A 19,192-nucleotide genomic window follows, 5' to 3' on the forward strand; every position below is an offset into this window, starting at 1 on the left:
GGGTGCATAAATGTTAGAGTTATTTAAAAGCAGTTTTATTATTTCTTTATTTACAAGTATATTTGTAGTAATCGGTATAAAATTAATAAATTTGTTTATGGAAAAAAAATCTGATAAAAATAATGATAAAGACGATTTTGATAAAGAAGAAAGTAGTGATAATTCTTATACAAGCGACTATTCCTATATGAATGGGAATATTATTGACGGATATTATAATCTTATGTATTTATTACCTGACATTTTTAAAAAGGTAAATACTATTGATGATATTATGATAGCGTTTTATGATGTAGTTTCAAATATGGATAAATATAATCAATATGTTGAAAAAAGTTCCCGCACTCCTGAAGAAGATGCAGGAGAATTGTTAGAAAGAATGATAGATAGTCTTAAAGATCTGATAAATCAAACAGACAAATTTTCTATCGATTTGTTGCTTTTTGATGAAAATTCTTATAATAAATATGTTGAATTCTGTAAATATATGCTAAATATGGAAAATGCAAAAGAAAGAAATTATAAGGATGAAACAGAAAAGAGATTAAAAACATTTATGATTACTCTTATGAATAAATTTTCGCTAAATAAGAATTTTGACAGACTGGACTGGTTTACTGAAGAACGTTTTCAAAATGTCGATTTTTATAAAATAAAAGAAGATGAAATGAAAAAAGATGATACAGAAGATAAAACAAAATGTTTTATATCATAGTCATTGTTTACAGTTTTAAAATGTTATGATATAATAATGCTATAGACTAAGGAGTGTAATATGAAAAAAAATATACCTGTTTATAGCATTTTTTTAATATTTATATTTATGACGGCAAATGTGTTTTCCGAACAGTTAAATTTGAAAAATGGAAAAACTATTGACTTCATAGAGAAATATAGATTGGAAGAGATGATAGACGAAAAATTGAACTTCTTTTTTGCAGCTATAAGAAATCATAATAATAAATATGTAAAAATGCTGCTGAATACTAAAGAAAACCGTGATAGCATGAAAAATAGAGAGCTTGAATTAATAAGAGAAAAAAATAGCAAGAAAGTGTATGGAGCGGATTTAGAGCTTGGGATAGTTGCTTATGAAGATAATCTAAGTGTACTGATAGATGTAAATACAAGGGACAGATATGGATACACTCCCATAATAGTAGCGATAGAAGCCGGAAATAACGAAATATTGAAGCTGTTGATAGAAAATGGTGCCGACTTGAAAACCGAACATCCCGTGTTTGGAAAACTGACATTACATACGGCATGTTATTATCAGAATGAGGAAGCTGTAGAAATATTGTTGAAAGCTGATCCAAGCTTAGTAAATGTCAAGAGCGGGACGGACGGCTGGACGCCTCTCGAAGACGCCACTTTAAAATCAAATACAAAAATTATAAAATTGCTTCTGTCTTATGGTGCCAATCCTCTTATAAAAGACAACAACGGAGGAACAGCTATGGATATGGCTACAGAATTTGGAAAGGGAGAAATAGTAAAACTTTTGAGAGATAAAATAAAGGAAATAAGAAAAGAGAACTATTAATATTGTTAGTAATAAAAAAATAAATATATAAGGAGAACAATATGAAAAGATTGACAGGAATAGGGGCTTCTGAAGGAGTTTCTGTAGGGAAAGTATTGCTATTTATCGAAGAGGAGCTTGTTATACCGCAGGAAACTACAGATTCTACTATAGAATCTGAGCTGACAAAATTGGATGAGGGGCTTAAAAAGTCCAAAACACAGTTGATTGCAATCAGGGAGAGAGTAAAAGAAAAAATGGGGGAAGATAAAGCTTCAATTTTTGATGGACACATAATGCTTCTTGAAGATGAAGACTTGATTATGGAAGTTCAGACAAAAATAAAAAGCGAAGGAATGCCTGCTGCAAAGGCATTGCATGAAGGAATAGAAGAATATTGTGAAATGATTTCTCAGTTGGATGACCCGTATTTAAGAGAAAGAGCAGCAGATTTGAGAGATATAGGGAAAAGATGGCTAAAAAATCTGTTGGGAATAAAAATTCATGATTTAAGTACTCTTGAACCTGATACTATTGTAGTTACTTATGATTTGACACCGTCGGATACTGCACAGCTTGATTTGGAGCATTGTGTAGGATTTATAACTGAAGTTGGAGGAAAAACTGCCCATTCGGCAATAATGGCAAGGTCTCTTGAATTACCGGCAGTAGTAGGAGTAAAAGGAATTCTCGGAGAAGCTAAAGACGACGAAACTGTAATAATGGACGGAGAAGCGGGAGAACTGTTTTTAAATCCGCCTGCTGAAATAATCACTGAATATCAGGAAAAAAGAGAGAAAATAAGAAAAGAAAAAGAAGAGCTGAAAAAATTAATAAATGAAGAAGCAATAACACCTGACGGAAGAAAAGTCGATATATGGGGAAATATTGGAAGTCCTAATGATGTTGATGCTGTTATAGAATCAGGTGCTACAGGAATAGGATTATATAGAACGGAATTTCTGTTTATGAATTCTGACCATTTTCCTACAGAAGAAGAGCAGTATCGTGCATACAGGGTAGTCGCAGAAAAAATGAAAGGAAAACCTGTAACTATAAGAACAATGGATATAGGAGGGGACAAGGAGTTGCCATATCTTGATTTACCTAAGGAAATGAATCCTTTTCTTGGATACAGAGCAATAAGAATTTCATTGGAAAATAAGGATATGTTTAAGACTCAGCTAAGGGCAATTTTAAGAGCTTCCCAGTACGGACAGATAAAAATAATGTATCCGATGATAAGCTCCATTAATGAAATAAGAAAAGCCAATGCTATTTTAGAAGAATGTAAAAAAGAGTTGGATGAGATAGGAAAAGTATACGACAGAAATATCAAAGTCGGAATAATGGTAGAAACTCCTTCAACGGCTATAATCGCTTATAAGTTTGCAAAAGAAGTGGATTTCTTTTCCATAGGAACTAATGATTTGACACAGTATTTCTTGGCTGTAGACAGAGGAAACGAAATGGTGTCCACGCTTTACAATTCATTTAATCCTGCGGTACTGGAAGCTATCCAGAAAGTAATTGACGCTGCTCATGATGCAAATATAAATGTAAGTATGTGCGGAGAATTTGCAGGAGATAAGAAAGCGACAAAATTATTACTGGGAATGGGTCTTGATTCGTTCAGTATGAGTGCTTCATCAGGACTTCAGGTTAAAAAAATTATAAGAAGCAGCAGCTATGCAGATGCACAGAAATATAGGGATTTAGTTTTAAAACAAAATACTCCTGAAGAAGTTCTGGAACATTTATTACCATAACAGTTGAATCTGAAGATAATTCTTTATCTGAATTATTAGGAAAGGTAGGGAACTTATGAGAAAGATAAATGAAAAAGTATTAATATTTTTAGTTGACGGATTTGAAGAAATTGAAGCTATGACGCCGATAGATTTATTGAGAAGGGCAGAAATATATGTGGATACGGTTTCGATAAATGGGAACAAAAATATTACAAGCTCAAGAGGAGTAACAATTTTAGCTGATAAAACGATAGATGAAATAGATTTTTCCGAATATGGGATGATAGTATTACCGGGAGGACCGGGAACTGATAATTATAAAAAATCTCCAAAATTAATGGAAAAATTAAAAGAATTTGCTGTTAATAAGAAAGTGGCTGCAATCTGTGCCGCTCCAACAATATTATCAGCACTGGGAATATTGAGAGGAAAGAAAGCTGTATGTTTTCCTTCCCTTGAAAATGTTATAGTAAAAGACGGTGCTGTCCCGGGAGAAGGGAATGTAGTAAAAGACGGTAATATAATAACAAGTAAGGGAGCAGGCACATCTATAGATTTTGCCCTTGAAATAATAAGTGAATTAGCAGGAGAAGATAAATCCGAAAAAATTGCAAAACAGATTATATATAGAATATAATTATACATAATCTGAACATATAACAAGTATAAATATTTTATATGATAGAAAAAGCACAATATGTTGTGCTTTTTTTTTATTTCAGCACCATATAATACGAAAAAATAAATAACAGATGTTAGAAAGAGTTATCAAAGAAAAAAATAATTGAAAATTTTTAAAAATAAGGGTATATTATGTATGTGGTAAAAAGTGGAGAAAAGTGGTAAAAAGTGGTTTTGAATTCAAAGAGCTTAAAATCAATACAAAATTGAATACTGAGGTATAAATTAACAGGAAAATATGAAGTTAATTAGGAAAAGGTTATGAAATTAGAAGGTTAGGAAGAAGTTAATTTGAAAATTAGGTAAAGCAGGATTAAGGAAGTTATTAGGAAAAAAATATTAGAAGAAAAGTTATTAAGGAAAAGGTGGCTACTATGTTTATGGGAGAATTTTCCTGTAAGGTGGATAACAAAGGTAGGCTTATGTTACCTGTAAAATTTAGGGAGCAGTTGGGAGAAGCCGAGTTTGTTATTACTAGAGGATTGGACAACTGTATAGATTTGTTTCCCATAGAGGAATGGGATAAAATATCCCGAAAATTGGAAGAGTTGAAAACTACCAAAAGTAGCCATAGAGCCTACAAGCGTTTTATACTTTCAGGAGCCACAAATTTAACTTTAGACAGTCAGGGACGGCTAAATTTGCCGTCTCACCTGCTGGAACACGCAAAGATAACTAAAAATGCCGCTGTAATGGGAAGCGATAACCACATAGAAATATGGTCGGAAGAAAGTTGGAATGACTATATAAATGAAAAAAGCGGAATTATAGAAGATATAGTTGATGAAATTGATTTTTAGAATGAAATAGATAGAAAACTGTTTCTGAATAATATCAAGTCATATGTATAATTATGAGAGGAGTCTAAAAGTGGAATATCATAAACCTGTACTGTTTGATGAAGTCATTGACAATATAATAACAGAGAAAAAAGCTGTTTATGTAGACTGCACTTTAGGCGGCGGAGGTCATACCGAAGGAATTTTGGAAAAATCTTCCGATAATTCTGTAGTAATCGGGATAGACCAAGATATGGAAGCAATCGGCTATGTAAAAAAAAGACTTGAAAAATATGGAGATAAACTGCAAGTTTTTCAGGATAATTTTAGAAACATTGATACTATTGTCTATTTTGCAGGTTATGATAAAGTTGACAGAATACTTATGGATATTGGAGTTTCTTCAAATCAGCTGGATAATATTGAAAGAGGATTTTCTTACAGATATGAGGCAAAATTGGATATGAGAATGAACAAAGACTTATCCGTAAGTGCCTATGATGTAGTAAATAAATTTTCTGAAAAAGAAATAGCTGACATTATATATAAATATGGGGAAGAACCCAAATCAAGAAAAATAGCTAAAAATATTGTAGAATACAGAAAAAATAAGAAAATTGAGACAACTGTAGAATTATCGGATATTATAATAAAATCTATCGGAAAAAGTATGAAGAAACATCCGTCAAAAAGGACATTTCAGGCAATAAGAATATTTGTAAATAAGGAACTTGAAGTATTGGAAGAGGCTCTTGATAAAGCTGTAAATCTCCTTAATAAAGGAGGAAAGTTACTTGTCATTACTTTTCACTCTCTGGAGGACAGAATGGTAAAAGAGAAATTTAGAAAATATGAAAATCCTTGCGTATGTCCGCCTGAAATACCTGTATGTGTATGTAATAAAAAAAGTTTAGGAAAGGTTATTACGAAAAAGCCTATTGTAGCAAAAGATGAAGAATTGGAAACAAATAACAGAGCTCATTCGGCAAAACTTAGAATATTTGAAAGGAGCTGATAATTGATGAATAAGAAAAAATTACAGATGATAGAATTTCCAAGTATTTCGAATACAATAAAAAAATACGATAATTTTCAAAACGAAATAATAATACCGGCTCCCAAAAAAATTCAAGTAAGAAGAATATATAAAGTAAAAGGGTTTAATAAAAGTGTAGTAGCTATGGCAATATTTTATATTGTGCTACTTGTGTCAGTAATGATGATGAAAATGTGGATGACTTATAATGTATCAAATTTAGGTATTGAAAAAACAAATATCGAAAATAGATTGAATGAATTGAAAAAAGAAGTAGATACCCTTGAAAATACTTATATATCAAATTTTGATCTGAAACAGGTGGAAGAAAAATCTAAAAACTTAGGTTTTGTTCCTAATGACGATATAAAGTATGTAAAAATAAGCAATTAAAATTCTTAATGATATTTTATCCTAAAAAAAATCGTGTTGACTTTGTCATACGATTTTTTTATATCCAATTTTGTTGAATTTTTTTATAAAAAATATAATAAATTAAGGAAAAAGCAGTTGACAGAGTAAAATAAAAATGATAACATATAAAAATGACTAACGGGTCATTACGAAAAATGAAAAAATACGAAATAAAAAGCCTAAAAATGTGGTATAATTATATTGTATTGGATAATTCATTATAAAATAATTCTGAAAAGGAGGAGAAAAATTTGGCAAAAGAAATACTGGATAAAATAAAAGATACTGAAAAAGAAGCTGATGAAATTATTCTGAAAGCTAATGAAAATGCTAAAAGTATTTTAAAAGATGTGGACAGAAAAATAAAAGAAGACAGTGAAAAAATAATTTCCGAAGCTCAGCAGGAAGTAAAAGCAATGGAAGAAAAGACAGTGGAAGAAATTAATAAAGATGTCGAATTTCTTCTAAACAAGGAACAGGAAAAACTGAAAGATATTTTGAATATTGATGACGGTAAGATGAATGAAATAGTGAATTTATTAGCAGAGAGGATTGTGAAATAAGTAATGGCAATAGTTAAAATGAGTAAGTTTAATTTGATTGCTTTTGACTTACAGAGAGCTAAAATTCTTAAAGGTCTTCAAAAATTTAACGAGGTAAGTTTCATTGATATTAATGCCGAAGATGAAATTGAAAATCAAAATGAGGAAAAATCTTTGAGCAGGATTATTAATAACGAAGAATTGACAAGAATAGAAGAAAGACTTTATTCAGTTGATTATTCAATAAAATTGCTCAAAAGATACCGAGTAATTAAAAAAAATATAAAATCGGTAATGAAAGGAAATGATAACTATACTTTTGAGGAACTGACAAAAAAAGTAGCTGCATATGATTGGAAGGAAATTTGTCAAAAGCTGAAAGAATTGGGTTCAAGTTTGGAAGATGTGCATTCAAAAATATCAAAAAAATACAATGAGCTTGATAATATATCTTTATGGGAGAATTTGGATATAAATCCTGAAGAATTGAAGAGCTTGAAAACGGTCGACACTTATCTTGGGACAGTTCCCAATAAACTGAAAGGAACTTTTATCTCTAAAATATCAGAGCTTGAGAGAACCTATTATGAAGAATTGAAAGTTACTAAAGACGATGTATATTATTTAGTTATTTCCGATAAAAATAACGATGAAAAAGAAAAACTTTCAGAAGTATTCAAGGAAACGAGTTTCAACGTAGCAGAACTCAATCTGAATATAGTACCTGAAAATTATATTTCAATACTAAAAACGGAAATTCAGCAGTTAAAAGATGAGAAACATGGGATAAAAGATAAAATAAAAAGTTATGACGGAGAATTGAGCAATTTAGAAGCAGTTTATGAGTATCTGAGAAATAAAAAACTCAGAATTACGGAAACTGAAAAAATGGCCAAGACTCAAAATACATGTGTCATAAGTGGTTGGATACCTACGGCTAAAAAAAATGAATTTGAAAAAATTATAAAAGATATAACACATGAAAATTATTATATCAATTTTGAAGAAGCTGACAGAAATGATGAAAGTGTACCTGTAAAATTGAAAAATAGTAAAGTTGTCAGTGCATTTGAAAGTCTGACAGAAATGTATGCCTGTCCGAGATATAATGAAATCGATCCTACTCCATTTTTAACTCCTTTTTATATAGTATTTTTCGGAATGATGGGAGCTGACGCGGGGTATGGATTAGTCTTATTACTGGGAACGATATTTGTACTGAAATTTGTAAATTTAAATAAAAAGACAAGACTGTTTGTGCAATTTTTCTTTTATTTAAGTTTTTCAGTGATAATATGGGGAGTTCTTTACGGTTCGTATTTCGGATATGAGATACCGGGACTATGGAGACTGATAAATCCTGCAACGGAATTTCAGAAACTGTTAGTAGGCTCTATGGCTTTTGGGCTAATACATCTATTTTTCGGAATGGCACTCAAAGCGTATCTCCTATTTAAAGACGGGAAACCTTTGGACGCTTTATATGATGTTGGTTTCTGGTATATGGCACTCAGTGGAGGCATAGTTTATCTGATTTTTTCAATGATGAAACTTTCTCCTGTTGTTACAAATGTGGCAATGTGGATAATGATTATAGGAATGGTCGGAATTATCTTTACGGGAGGGAGAGATGCTAAAGGTATTGGAGCAAAGCTTGGCGGAGGATTGTACAGTCTATATGGAATATCGGGATATGTAGGAGATCTGGTTTCTTATTCTAGACTTATGGCATTAGGGCTATCAGGCGGATTTATTGCACAGGCGATGAATATGATGGCTGCGATGCTCGGAGGAAACTGGTTCGGTTTATTGCTTGTACCTGTGATACTCATAGGAGGACATTTGTTTAATCTGTTTCTTTCATTCCTTGGAGCTTATGTTCATACTTCAAGACTTATATATGTTGAATTTTTTGGGAAATTTTATGAAGGTGGAGGAAAACCGTTTAAAAATTTCAGAACAGAAAGCAAGTATATAAATTTGGAAGATTAAAATTAAATTTCAGTTTTTATTTTTCTGTTCTTTAAAGATAAAAACTGAAAAAATATAAAGAATACTTTTGAAATGATCTATAAAATAACATCAATTAGAAATTTCATAATTACTTAGTTTGTAATTATTTTAAAATTATTGAGATATTATAAAATTTAAAAATAAAATAAAAATTTTAGGAGGAAAAAAATGAATTTATCAACATTATTTGGACAATATGGTGGAGTTATTTTTGCTTCTTTAGGAGCAGCAACAGCAGTATTTTTATCCGGTATAGGGTCAGCAAAAGGAGTCGGAATAGTTGGAGAAGTGGCAGCAGGACTTATGGTTGAAGAGCCTGAAAAATTTGGTAAATCATTAGTATTACAGTTATTGCCGGGAACACAGGGATTATACGGATTTGTTATCGGACTTATGGTACTGACTAAACTGAAACCCGGAATGAGTATAGCTGAAGGTGTGTATATATTAATGGCTTGTCTGCCTGTGGCATTAGCAGGATACGGTTCAGCAATAGCACAAGGAAGAGTTGCGGCTTCAGGGATAAGTTTATTGGCTAAAAATGAAGAGCAGTCAACAAAAGGTATAGTTTATGCCGTAATGGTTGAAACTTATGCATTATTAGCATTCGTCGTATCAATTATGCTTTTATCGGCAGTATCATTTAGTTAAAAGATATTCATTAATTATCTGAAGATGATGTGAAATACGGTATAAAAGCAATAAAATATAAAATTAAGGATGTGAAAAAATGTCTAATTTGGATAATTTAACATCAAAGATTATAAATGATGCTAAAGAAAAGGCAGCTGAAATAGAACGAAAAGCAAAAGAAACGGCTGACGAAAAATATAAATCGGGTATGAAGAAAGCATATACTAAAAAAGATAATATACTCGAAACAGGAAAAAGAGAAAGAGAACTTCTTTCGGAAAGAATAAAATCGGGAGCTAATCTGAAAGCAAGAGATGATAAACTCAAAGCAAAGCAAACCGCTATAGATAAAGTAATATTCAAACTGAAAGAAAAACTCGTAAATATGAATGAAAATGATTATCTTGATTATATTTCCAAAAATATAGATGTTTCTTCATTTAACGGAAATAAAAAACTGATAGTCAAAAAAGAATATCTAAATAAAGTAAAAGAAAAATTTCCAAACATAAAAGTAGAGGAAAATGAATTTGTAAATTCGGGATTTGTAATTGAAGAAAATGGAATTCAGGAAAACTATACTTTTGAGGTTAAACTGGATTTTATGAGAGATGAATTGGAAGTTGAAATTTCAAAACTTCTCTTTTAATAACAAAATAAGGGAGAAAGTGCATGAATAGAATGGATTACGGACATAGTGTCGTAACTGTAAGAGTCTTGGAAAAAAAACTTTTAACTAAAAATAAACTGGAAAGAATGATAGAAGCTGAAACTCCCGATGAAGTATTCAAATTATTGGGAGAGACAGAATATTCCCAAAATATGACAGATATTACAGAGAGCAGAAATTATGAGAAAATATTGAAAAGAGAAACTGAAAGAGTATTTTCACTGATAAGGGAAATGTCCAAAGATAGTGAAATAGTCGATATTCTTTCTCTAAAATATGATTATCATAATTTAAAAGTTTTACTTAGAGGAAAACTGGCGGAAAAAGATTTTTCAAATTTGCTTATGGATGCAGGGACTGTAAAAATAAGCAGATTAAAATCTGATTTTGATACAAAAATTTATAATGATTTGCCTGAAGAATTTGTAAAAGTAATCAATGAAGCTGAAAATGATTTTGCCGAAAATAAAGACCCTCAAAGGATAGATTTGATAGCTGATAAATATTATTATTCCCATTTATTGAGAATAGCGGGTAATATAGATGCTGAAATATTGAAAGATTATGTTCAGGGTCTTATTGATTTTCAGAATATAATAACTTTATTAAGAGCAAAAAAACAAAATAAAGATTTTAAATTTTTGGAAAATGTAATCCATGAAGGTGGACAAATTTCGAAAGGGAAAGTAATTTCTTCTTTGAATGACAGTCCTGAAACTATAGCCAATAATTTCAGAAGAGAAAAAATAGGAACTTATCTGATGAAAGGAATGGAAGCTTTCAGTGAAAGCGGGAGACTGTCCGAGCTTGAGAAAATATCCGATAATTATCTGTTGGCGTTGAATAAGGAGTCGAAATATACTGTATTCGGTCCTGAACCTCTATTTGCCTATTTAGTAGCAAAGGAAAGGGAAATAAATGCCATAAGAATGATAATGGTAAGTAAGATTAATAATATAAATTCGGAGAAAGTAAAAGAAAGGTTGCGTGATACATATGCATAAAATCGGTGTTGTAGGCGACAAAGATTCGATACTGGCATTCAGAGCATTAGGTGTGGACGTGTATCCTGTAGCTGAAAAAGAGGAAGCAAGAAGAACTATAGACAGAATGGCAAGCGATAAATACGGCATTATATTTGTAACGGAACAGATTGCCGAACTGGTTGAGGAAACTGTCGAAAGATATAACAAAGAGCTACTTCCTGCGATAATACTTATACCTAATAATCAGGGAAGTTTAGGAACAGGAATGAAGAAAATTAATGATTATGTAGAAAAAGCGATAGGTTCAAATATATTTTAAAACTTGAAATCAAGACTTCAAATACTTGGAGAAAGAAGGAGATGTTCATTGAAAGTAGGAAAAATTATAAAAGTATCAGGTCCTCTCGTAGTTGCAGAAGGAATGGACGAAGCAAATGTTTATGATGTCGTGAGGGTTTCTGATAATAAACTGATAGGAGAAATAATCGAAATGAGAGGCGATAAAGCTTCGATACAGGTATACGAGGAGACTGTAGGAATAGGTCCCGGAGAGCCTGTATATTCCACTGGAGAGCCTTTGAGCGTAGAATTAGGTCCGGGGCTTTTGGAAGCAATGTTTGACGGTATACAAAGACCTTTGAAAGAATTTCAGGAAGTTGCAGGAGATTATTTGAATAAAGGGGTAGAAGTTCCGTCATTAAACAGGGAAAAGAAATGGGATTTTGAACCTGTTATGAAAGTCGGAGATAAAGTTGAAGCCGGAGATATAATAGGTACAGTTCAAGAAACTTCGGTTATAAGTCATAAAATAATGATACCTCTCGGAATAAACGGGAAAATAAAGTCTATCCAAAAAGGAAATTTTACAGTTACTGATACTGTGGCAGTTGTTGAAACAGATAAAGGCGATGTAAATGTACAGATGATGCAAAAATGGCCTGTACGTCGTGGAAGAAAATACAAACAGAAATTAAACCCTGAAGCTCCTCTGATTACAGGACAGAGAGTAATAGATACGTTTTTTCCTGTAACTAAAGGAGGGACAGCTTGCGTTCCCGGTCCTTTCGGTTCAGGAAAAACGGTAGTACAACATCAGCTTGCAAAATGGGCTGATGCTCAAATCATAGTATATGTAGGTTGCGGAGAACGGGGAAATGAAATGACGGACGTTCTTATGGAGTTTCCTGAAATAATAGACCCTAATACAGGACAATCATTGATGAAGAGGACAGTGCTTATAGCAAATACTTCAAATATGCCTGTTGCTGCAAGGGAAGCAAGTATATATACAGGAATAACTATTGCCGAATATTTCAGAGATATGGGCTATTCAGTAGCGATAATGGCAGATTCCACATCGAGATGGGCGGAAGCACTCCGTGAGATGTCGGGACGTCTTGAGGAAATGCCCGGTGATGAGGGATATCCAGCTTATTTAGGTTCAAGAGCTGCTGATTTTTATGAAAGATCGGGAAAAGTAATATGCCTCGGTTCTGACAGCAGAGAAGGAGCATTGACAGTTATAGGAGCAGTTTCGCCTCCGGGTGGGGATATTTCTGAACCCGTATCGCAGGCTACTCTTAGAATAGTTAAAGTTTTCTGGGGACTTGATGCAAATCTTGCTTACAGAAGACACTTTCCGGCTATAAACTGGCTGAATTCCTACTCACTGTATCAAACGAAAGTAGACGGGTGGATGGATAAAAATATAGGCCCTAAATTTTCCCGAAACAGACAGAGAGCGATGACACTGTTACAGGAAGAGTCAAGCTTACAGGAAATAGTAAGACTGGTAGGTAGGGATACTTTATCTGAAAAAGACCAGCTGAAACTGGAAGTAGCTAAATCCATAAGAGAGGATTATTTGCAACAGAACGCTTTTATGGAATCAGATACTTATACTTCGCTGTCCAAACAGGATAAGATGTTGGATTTAGTACTGAAATTTTACGATGAAGGATTGAGAGGACTCGATTCGGGAGCTTATTTAAAAGAAATTTCGGAAATGCCTGTCAGAGAAAAAATAGCCAGAGCAAAATATCTCCCTGAGGAAGAATTGGATAAAATAGACAATATTTCTGAAGAGATAACAAAAGAAATCGACAACCTTATAAGTGAGGGAGGTATATCTAATGCTTAAAGAATATAAAACTATTACTGAAATAGTGGGTCCTTTGATGATAGTTGAAGGAGTTGAAGGCGTAAAATACGAAGAACTCGTGGAAATAGAAACTCAAACGGGAGAGCTTAGACGTGGAAGAGTACTGGAAGTAAATGGAGATAAAGCTATGGTGCAGCTGTTTGAAAGCTCTTCAGGAATAAATTTAAAAGATTCAAAAGTTAGATTTTTAGGAAAGCCTTTATCATTAGGGGTTTCCGAAGATATGATAGGAAGAATATTTGACGGATTAGGAAGACCGAAAGATAACGGACCGAAAATCATACCTGAAAAGAGTTTGGATATAAATGGAGTAGCGATAAATCCCGTTGCTAGAGATTATCCGTCAGAATTTATTCAAACGGGGGTTTCTTCCATTGACGGACTGAATACATTAGTAAGGGGGCAGAAATTACCCATATTTTCAGGGTCAGGATTGCCTCATGCGGAACTTGCCGCACAGATAGCAAGACAGGCAAAAGTTTTAGGTTCAGGGTCAAAATTTGCAGTTGTATTCGGTGCGATAGGAATTACTTTTGAAGAAGCACAATTTTTCATTGATGATTTTACAAAAACAGGTGCTATAGACAGGGCAGTATTATTTATGAACCTTGCCGATGACCCTGCTATCGAAAGGATAGCAACTCCGAGAATGGCACTTACATGTGCTGAATACCTTGCCTTTGAAAAAGGAATGCACGTTCTTGTAATTCTTACTGATCTGACTAACTATTGTGAGGCTCTCCGTGAAGTGTCGGCAGCGAGAAAAGAAGTGCCGGGAAGACGTGGATATCCGGGTTATCTGTATACGGATTTGTCTACAATTTATGAAAGAGCAGGAAGAATAAAAGGTAAAGAAGGGTCGATAACTCAGATACCTATACTTACAATGCCTGAAGATGATAAAACTCATCCGATTCCTGATTTGACAGGATATATAACAGAAGGGCAGATAATATTATCAAGGGATTTATATAAACAAAATCTTATGCCGCCTATAGATGTTTTGCCGTCTCTTTCGAGATTGAAAGATAAAGGTATAGGTAAAAATAAAACAAGAGAAGACCATGCGGATACTATGAACCAGTTATTTGCCGCCTACGCTACGGGAAAAGAAGCTAAAGAGCTGGCAGTAATATTGGGAGAATCTGCATTATCCGATACGGACAAGGCTTTTGTGAAGTTTACTACGGCTTTTGAAGAACAGTACGTAGCTCAAGGCTTTGAAAAAAACAGAACTATAGAAGAAACATTAAGTTTAGGGTGGGAATTGTTAAAAATATTGCCAAGAACAGAGTTGAAAAGAATTAGAGATGAATATTTGGAAAAATATTTGTCTACAGGAGATGAATAGTTATGGCAAAGTTAAATGTAAATCCTACCCGTATGGAACTGACAAGACTGAAAATACGTCTGAAAACAGCGGTAAGAGGTCATAAATTGCTCAAGGATAAACAGGACGAATTAATGAGACAGTTCATAGAAATGGTAAAGATGAATAAAAAGCTGCGTGAAAAGGTTGAAGGAAAATTGCAGAATTCGTTTAAAGATTTCTTGCTGGCAAGGGGAGTTATGTCTGATGAAATGCTTGAAAATGCAATTATATACTCCAATGAGGAAATAGGTGTGGAAATTAAAAGAAAAAATATTATGAGTGTTCACGTGCCTGAAATGAATTTTATAAGAAATAATGAGGGAAAAGAAACTTCCATTTATCCTTATGGATATGCCCAGACATCGGCGGATTTGGACGATGCCATTGACGGTTTGAATAAAGTAATGAATGATTTGCTCGAGCTTGCCGAAGTGGAAAAAGCCTGTCAGCTTATGGCTGATGAAGTCGAAAAAACAAGAAGGCGTGTAAATGCTCTGGAGTATATGACAATACCGCAACTTCAGGAAACAATAAGATTTATACAGATGAAACTTGATGAAAATGAACGTGGAAGTATTACAAGACTTATGAAAGTCAAAGATATGATGGCTAAAAAAGAAGCTTAAGTAATTTAAAAAATAAATAAAAAATACATTTATGAAATTTTTCAAGATTTAAAATAAAAAATATAAAAAAAATAGCAAAAAATATTTTTTATGAATAAATTTTGTTAAATGAATAGATGTATTTTTTAGTTTTAAATATTTTTCTACAATTTTATTTCAATATATATTTGAAAATAATGAATGATATGATATACTAAAATGTAAAAATTGAAAGGAGAAAAACAGTAACAGATGAATTTAGAAGAAACAAAACCGTATTTGGCGTTATTATTATTATCAATTATTATAGGATTTTCCTATTTATTTGCAAAGATAGGATTGGAATATGTTTCACCTGAGGATTTATTGGCACACAGATTTATTTTTACATTTATCAGTATGATAATATTAAAACTGATAGGAAATAAGAAAAGTGAAATAAAAAAAGAAAATATTAAATATTTAATTTTGATTGGACTTTTGTATCCTGTATTCTTTTTTCTGTTTCAGACATATGGATTAATTTATATTTCCTCGTCCCAAGCAGGTGTAATAACGGCTACAATTCCTGTATTTACTTTAGTTATAGCGGCATTTTATTTAAAAGAAAAGGCAAGTTTAATGCAGATACTGGGAGTATTACTTTCAGTAGCAGGGATAGTATACTTGCAATATATAAATAATACTGTAGGCGGAGGTTTCTCATTAAAGGGCGTTATACTGATTTTATTATCCGTATTGTCAATCACGATGCAACAGATATATATAAGAAAGTATAAAGATATGTTTTCGGTTTTTGATATGACGTTGGGAATAGTTATTATAGGATTTATATTGTTTACTTTGCTTGCTGTAGGAAAACATATAGGAAACGGAACTTTAAAAGAATTTTTCGTACCTCTTTTGAATATGAATTATTTCATAGCGATACTATATTTAAGTGTTCTGTCAACCATTGGTACGACTTTTCTCACAGTCTATGCTTTATCGAAAATTACAGCAGTAAAAGTAAGTATGGCAAACAATTTTTCTACATTGCCAAGCATTCTGGCGGGAATTCTTGTATTAAATGAAACTTTTACTTTAATGCACTGGATTGGAGCTGTTGCCATAGTTGCAGGAGTGGTATTCGTCAACTGTTTTGCACCGAAAAATGAATAATAATCATAAAAATAGAGGTGAAAAAATGATAAAATTAATTGCTGTCGATATGGACGGAACTTTGTTAAATAATGAAAAACATATTGCCGAAGCACAGAGAGAGGCATTAAAAAAAGCTGCTTCAGCAGGTATAAAAGTAGTGTTATGTACGGGAAGACCTTTATTCGGAGTTTTACCTCTTTATAAAGAATTGGATTTATCAAGTAATGAGGGATATGCCATATTGAATAACGGTTGTGAAATAAGAAAAACGGAAAATTGGGCTTTGGTTCGTTCTTTTGAATTGACGGAAAAAGAAATATTTTATCTGCATAGTCTTGTAAAAGATTATGATATTGATTTTACTTTGTCTGATGATAAACATTATTTCTGTGTAGGAAAAAAACCGAATAAATATACTATACGGGACGGAGAATTGGTATATGTCCCTATTACGGAAATAACATTGGAAGAGGCAATGAGCGGTAAATATAGAATGTTTAAGGCAATGTATGTGGGAGATATGGATGAGCTGACAAAATTTCAGGAAAATCTTCCTGCGGATATAAATAAATTTTATAGTGTTTGCCGAAGTCAGAAGATTATTCTGGAAGCAATGCCTGTAGGAGCGGATAAAGGGCAAACTCTAAAGTTTCTTGTAGAGCAGTTGGGTATTGAAAGAAGTGAGGTTATGGCTATAGGAGATGGTAATAATGATGTAGAAATGCTTGAGTATGCCGGAATTGGCGTGGCTATGGCAAACGGAACCGAAGCTGCAAAAAACTCTGCAAAATATATAACTGACACAAATGAAAACGACGGTGTGGCAAAAGCGATTTATAAATATGTATTTGAATAAGTAGTTGAAATAAAAATTTATCTGAAATTTAAGCAGATAAATTTTTTAAAATTAATTTCCAATTTATATCTTAAAATTTACAAATATAATTTTTGATGTATTCTATATCTAATATTTATTTTTTAATATTTATTTCTTATAAATCTGATTCTTCGGCTTATGATTTTTCCAAATTCTTTTTTATAAACGGAATGATATTCTTCAAAAGTAATGGGAAAATTATATGTCAGGACTTCCATTTCAGTTCCGAAAAAGCTTACTATAAAAGGCATTTCTTTCATATCATTTTTTAGATAAAAATTTTTTCTTTTTATTCTTTCTTCCAAATTTGGTACATTGGATATTTCAGTATTTTCGATTTCGAGGAAAATTTTTTTATTTGAATACCGTTCTTTTAAAAGTTGGAGAGCCTTAGAGCCTATTCCTTCGCCTCTTTGAGTGTAGGAAACGGCAAAATATGCTATTAAAACAAGGTCATTGTGCAAAGCGGTAATTGCCAGTCCTAAAAATTCGCCTTTATTGTTTTTTATTGAAAGGACTTCCGTTGTTCCTCTCCATTGTTTCAGTAAAATAAATGGAAAAGGTTTTCTTTCATTTTTTGGAAAGGCTTTTAAATACAGTCTGTATATATTTAGAAGATGTTTAGGATTTTTTGTTTTAACCAGTTTCATAAATGGTCCTTTCAAAATAATTTTTATTGCTTTATTTACTAATTTTTTTTATAATAAATTATAACATTTTGAATTAATTAATTCAAATTTCAAATATGGAAGTTACGGAAAAATTCAAAAAAAGAGGTGAAAGAGATGAAATTCAATGAAATAAATAGTTTTATAAAAAAAAATGTTGAAGAGATATACGATGAAATGGTAAAAATAAGAAGAAAAATACATATGAACCCTGAACTTGGGGACGAAGAATTTGAAACAAGTGCCACAATAAAAGAATTCCTGAAAAATAACGGCATAGAATACGAAGAAATAATAAATACGGGAATAGTGGCGACAATATATAACGGAGAGGAAAAAACTGTAGCTACAAGAGCAGATATAGACGCATTGCCCATTTTTGAGGAAAATGAAGTGGAATATAAATCAAAGATAAACGGTAAAATGCACGCCTGCGGACATGACGCCCATATGACAATACAGATGGGAGTGGCAAAGATTTTGGCTAACAATAAAGACAAATGGAAAGGAACAGTCAGATTTTTCTTTCAGCCCGCAGAAGAAACAAATGGAGGGGCGGAAAGAATGATAAAAGCGGGAGCATTAAAATTTAAGAATGATAAAAATAAAAAAATAGACGCTTTTTTCGCACTACATATGGCACCTGAGATTGAATTAGGAAAAATCGGGGTAAAATATGGTAAAGCCCATGCGACTTCTGCAATGATTACATTGAACATAAACGGCGTGTCGGCTCATGCAGCACTTCCTCATAAAGGGGTAGACGCTATTCTGATAGGAGCCAAAGTTATGGAATTTTTTCAGTCGATTATAAGCAGAAGAATAGACCCGAGAGAAGAAGCGGTAATTACAGTCGGTTCTTTTAAAGGAGGAGAAGCTGAAAACGTAATCTGTGATAAAGTGGAAATGCTCGGGACGATAAGAACAATGTCCAAGGAAACAAGGACGTTTATAATTGAAACAATAAAAAGGGATTTACCTAAGTTTGTGGAAAGTTTGGGCGGAAATGTCGATATTAATATAAGAGAGGGTTATGCTCCTGTTATAAATAATGACGAAATAACTCAAAAAGTTGAAGAAAATATAGTTGATTTATACGGAAAGGAAAGTCTGGAATTAATAAAAGAAGCAAGAATGGATGTAGAAGATGTAAGTTATTTTCTGAATGAAATAAAAGGATGTTTTTTCAGACTTGGAACGAGAAACGAAGAAAAAGGACTGATTTATGATTTACATCATCCGAAATTTAATATCGATGAGGAAAGTCTGAAAATCGGGATAGGATTGCAGCTAAAAAATATACTCGAATTTTTGAAATAATAAATTTAAAAATAAT

20 protein-coding genes are annotated in these 19,192 nt (G+C 32.4%); 19 read left to right on the forward strand and 1 reads right to left on the reverse strand.

Translation table 11 applies throughout. From position 1 onward, the window contains the following. The first annotated feature begins 10 nt into the window (after positions 1–10). The 18 genes from ACO5J6_RS01985 to ACO5J6_RS02070 all read left to right on the forward strand — a co-directional run bounded on the left by ACO5J6_RS01985 (position 11) and on the right by ACO5J6_RS02070 (position 17,167). Entirely contained in the window at positions 11–715 is a 705-nt protein-coding gene (locus tag ACO5J6_RS01985) for a hypothetical protein (RefSeq protein WP_485641718.1), read from the forward strand. Between the two features lie 60 nt (positions 716–775). Then, on the forward strand, positions 776–1,546 hold the full coding sequence (locus ACO5J6_RS01990; protein ID WP_485641719.1) for an ankyrin repeat domain-containing protein: 771 nt from the start codon (positions 776–778) through the stop codon (positions 1,544–1,546). Between the two features lie 41 nt (positions 1,547–1,587). Then, positions 1,588–3,294 (forward strand): phosphoenolpyruvate--protein phosphotransferase, encoded by a 1,707-nt coding sequence (ptsP, locus tag ACO5J6_RS01995; RefSeq protein ID WP_485641720.1) that lies wholly within the window; start codon positions 1,588–1,590, stop codon positions 3,292–3,294. Between the two features lie 55 nt (positions 3,295–3,349). Continuing rightward, on the forward strand, positions 3,350–3,913 hold the full coding sequence (locus tag ACO5J6_RS02000) for a DJ-1 family glyoxalase III (RefSeq protein ID WP_485641721.1): 564 nt from the start codon (positions 3,350–3,352) through the stop codon (positions 3,911–3,913). 418 nt (positions 3,914–4,331) lie between these two features. Beyond that, the gene (gene mraZ / locus ACO5J6_RS02005; protein WP_485641722.1) at positions 4,332–4,757 is read left to right on the forward strand and encodes a division/cell wall cluster transcriptional repressor MraZ; all 426 of its coding nucleotides are present in this window, start codon (positions 4,332–4,334) and stop codon (positions 4,755–4,757) included. A 43-nt stretch (positions 4,758–4,800) separates the two neighbouring features. After that, positions 4,801–5,751, forward strand: coding sequence for a 16S rRNA (cytosine(1402)-N(4))-methyltransferase RsmH (gene rsmH / locus ACO5J6_RS02010; RefSeq protein ID WP_485641723.1), 951 nt, complete (start codon positions 4,801–4,803; stop codon positions 5,749–5,751). Between the two features lie 6 nt (positions 5,752–5,757). After that, positions 5,758–6,165 (forward strand): hypothetical protein, encoded by a 408-nt coding sequence (locus tag ACO5J6_RS02015; RefSeq protein WP_485641724.1) that lies wholly within the window; start codon positions 5,758–5,760, stop codon positions 6,163–6,165. 272 nt (positions 6,166–6,437) lie between these two features. After that, positions 6,438–6,749, forward strand: coding sequence for a hypothetical protein (locus tag ACO5J6_RS02020; protein ID WP_485641725.1), 312 nt, complete (start codon positions 6,438–6,440; stop codon positions 6,747–6,749). Between the two features lie 3 nt (positions 6,750–6,752). Beyond that, a complete protein-coding gene (locus ACO5J6_RS02025; protein ID WP_485641726.1) occupies positions 6,753–8,720 on the forward strand; it encodes a V-type ATP synthase subunit I in 1,968 nt (655 codons plus the stop codon). A 189-nt stretch (positions 8,721–8,909) separates the two neighbouring features. Next, the gene (locus ACO5J6_RS02030; protein ID WP_485641727.1) at positions 8,910–9,392 is read left to right on the forward strand and encodes a V-type ATP synthase subunit K; all 483 of its coding nucleotides are present in this window, start codon (positions 8,910–8,912) and stop codon (positions 9,390–9,392) included. 79 nt (positions 9,393–9,471) lie between these two features. Then, positions 9,472–10,023, forward strand: coding sequence for a V-type ATP synthase subunit E (locus ACO5J6_RS02035; protein WP_485641728.1), 552 nt, complete (start codon positions 9,472–9,474; stop codon positions 10,021–10,023). A gap of 23 nt (positions 10,024–10,046) precedes the next feature. Further along, on the forward strand, positions 10,047–11,048 hold the full coding sequence (locus tag ACO5J6_RS02040; protein WP_485641729.1) for a V-type ATP synthase subunit C: 1,002 nt from the start codon (positions 10,047–10,049) through the stop codon (positions 11,046–11,048). Continuing rightward, positions 11,041–11,349: a V-type ATP synthase subunit F gene (locus tag ACO5J6_RS02045; protein WP_485641730.1), complete on the forward strand. Its 309-nt coding sequence runs from the start codon at positions 11,041–11,043 to the stop codon at positions 11,347–11,349. The genes ACO5J6_RS02040 and ACO5J6_RS02045 overlap by 8 nt, the downstream gene beginning before the upstream one ends. 48 nt (positions 11,350–11,397) lie before the next feature. Next, positions 11,398–13,170, forward strand: coding sequence for a V-type ATP synthase subunit A (locus ACO5J6_RS02050; RefSeq protein WP_485641731.1), 1,773 nt, complete (start codon positions 11,398–11,400; stop codon positions 13,168–13,170). Then, entirely contained in the window at positions 13,163–14,542 is a 1,380-nt protein-coding gene (locus tag ACO5J6_RS02055) for a V-type ATP synthase subunit B (RefSeq protein ID WP_485641732.1), read from the forward strand. The genes ACO5J6_RS02050 and ACO5J6_RS02055 overlap by 8 nt, the downstream gene beginning before the upstream one ends. A gap of 2 nt (positions 14,543–14,544) precedes the next feature. Then, entirely contained in the window at positions 14,545–15,189 is a 645-nt protein-coding gene (locus ACO5J6_RS02060) for a V-type ATP synthase subunit D (RefSeq protein WP_485641733.1), read from the forward strand. 231 nt (positions 15,190–15,420) lie between these two features. Beyond that, positions 15,421–16,329: a DMT family transporter gene (locus tag ACO5J6_RS02065; protein ID WP_485641734.1), complete on the forward strand. Its 909-nt coding sequence runs from the start codon at positions 15,421–15,423 to the stop codon at positions 16,327–16,329. A 25-nt stretch (positions 16,330–16,354) separates the two neighbouring features. Then, entirely contained in the window at positions 16,355–17,167 is an 813-nt protein-coding gene (locus ACO5J6_RS02070; protein WP_485641736.1) for a Cof-type HAD-IIB family hydrolase, read from the forward strand. Between the two features lie 122 nt (positions 17,168–17,289). Here ACO5J6_RS02070 and ACO5J6_RS02075 read toward each other — a convergent pair whose 3' ends face one another. Continuing rightward, complete coding sequence (locus ACO5J6_RS02075) at positions 17,290–17,838, reverse strand: GNAT family N-acetyltransferase (RefSeq protein ID WP_485641737.1); 549 nt, start codon at positions 17,836–17,838, stop codon at positions 17,290–17,292. Between the two features lie 135 nt (positions 17,839–17,973). On the opposite strand from ACO5J6_RS02075, the gene ACO5J6_RS02080 reads away from it, so the two are divergent. Next, entirely contained in the window at positions 17,974–19,176 is a 1,203-nt protein-coding gene (locus ACO5J6_RS02080) for a M20 metallopeptidase family protein (RefSeq protein WP_485641738.1), read from the forward strand. The last annotated feature ends 16 nt before the right edge of the window (positions 19,177–19,192 follow it).

Source organism: Pseudoleptotrichia sp. (assembly GCF_057270515.1).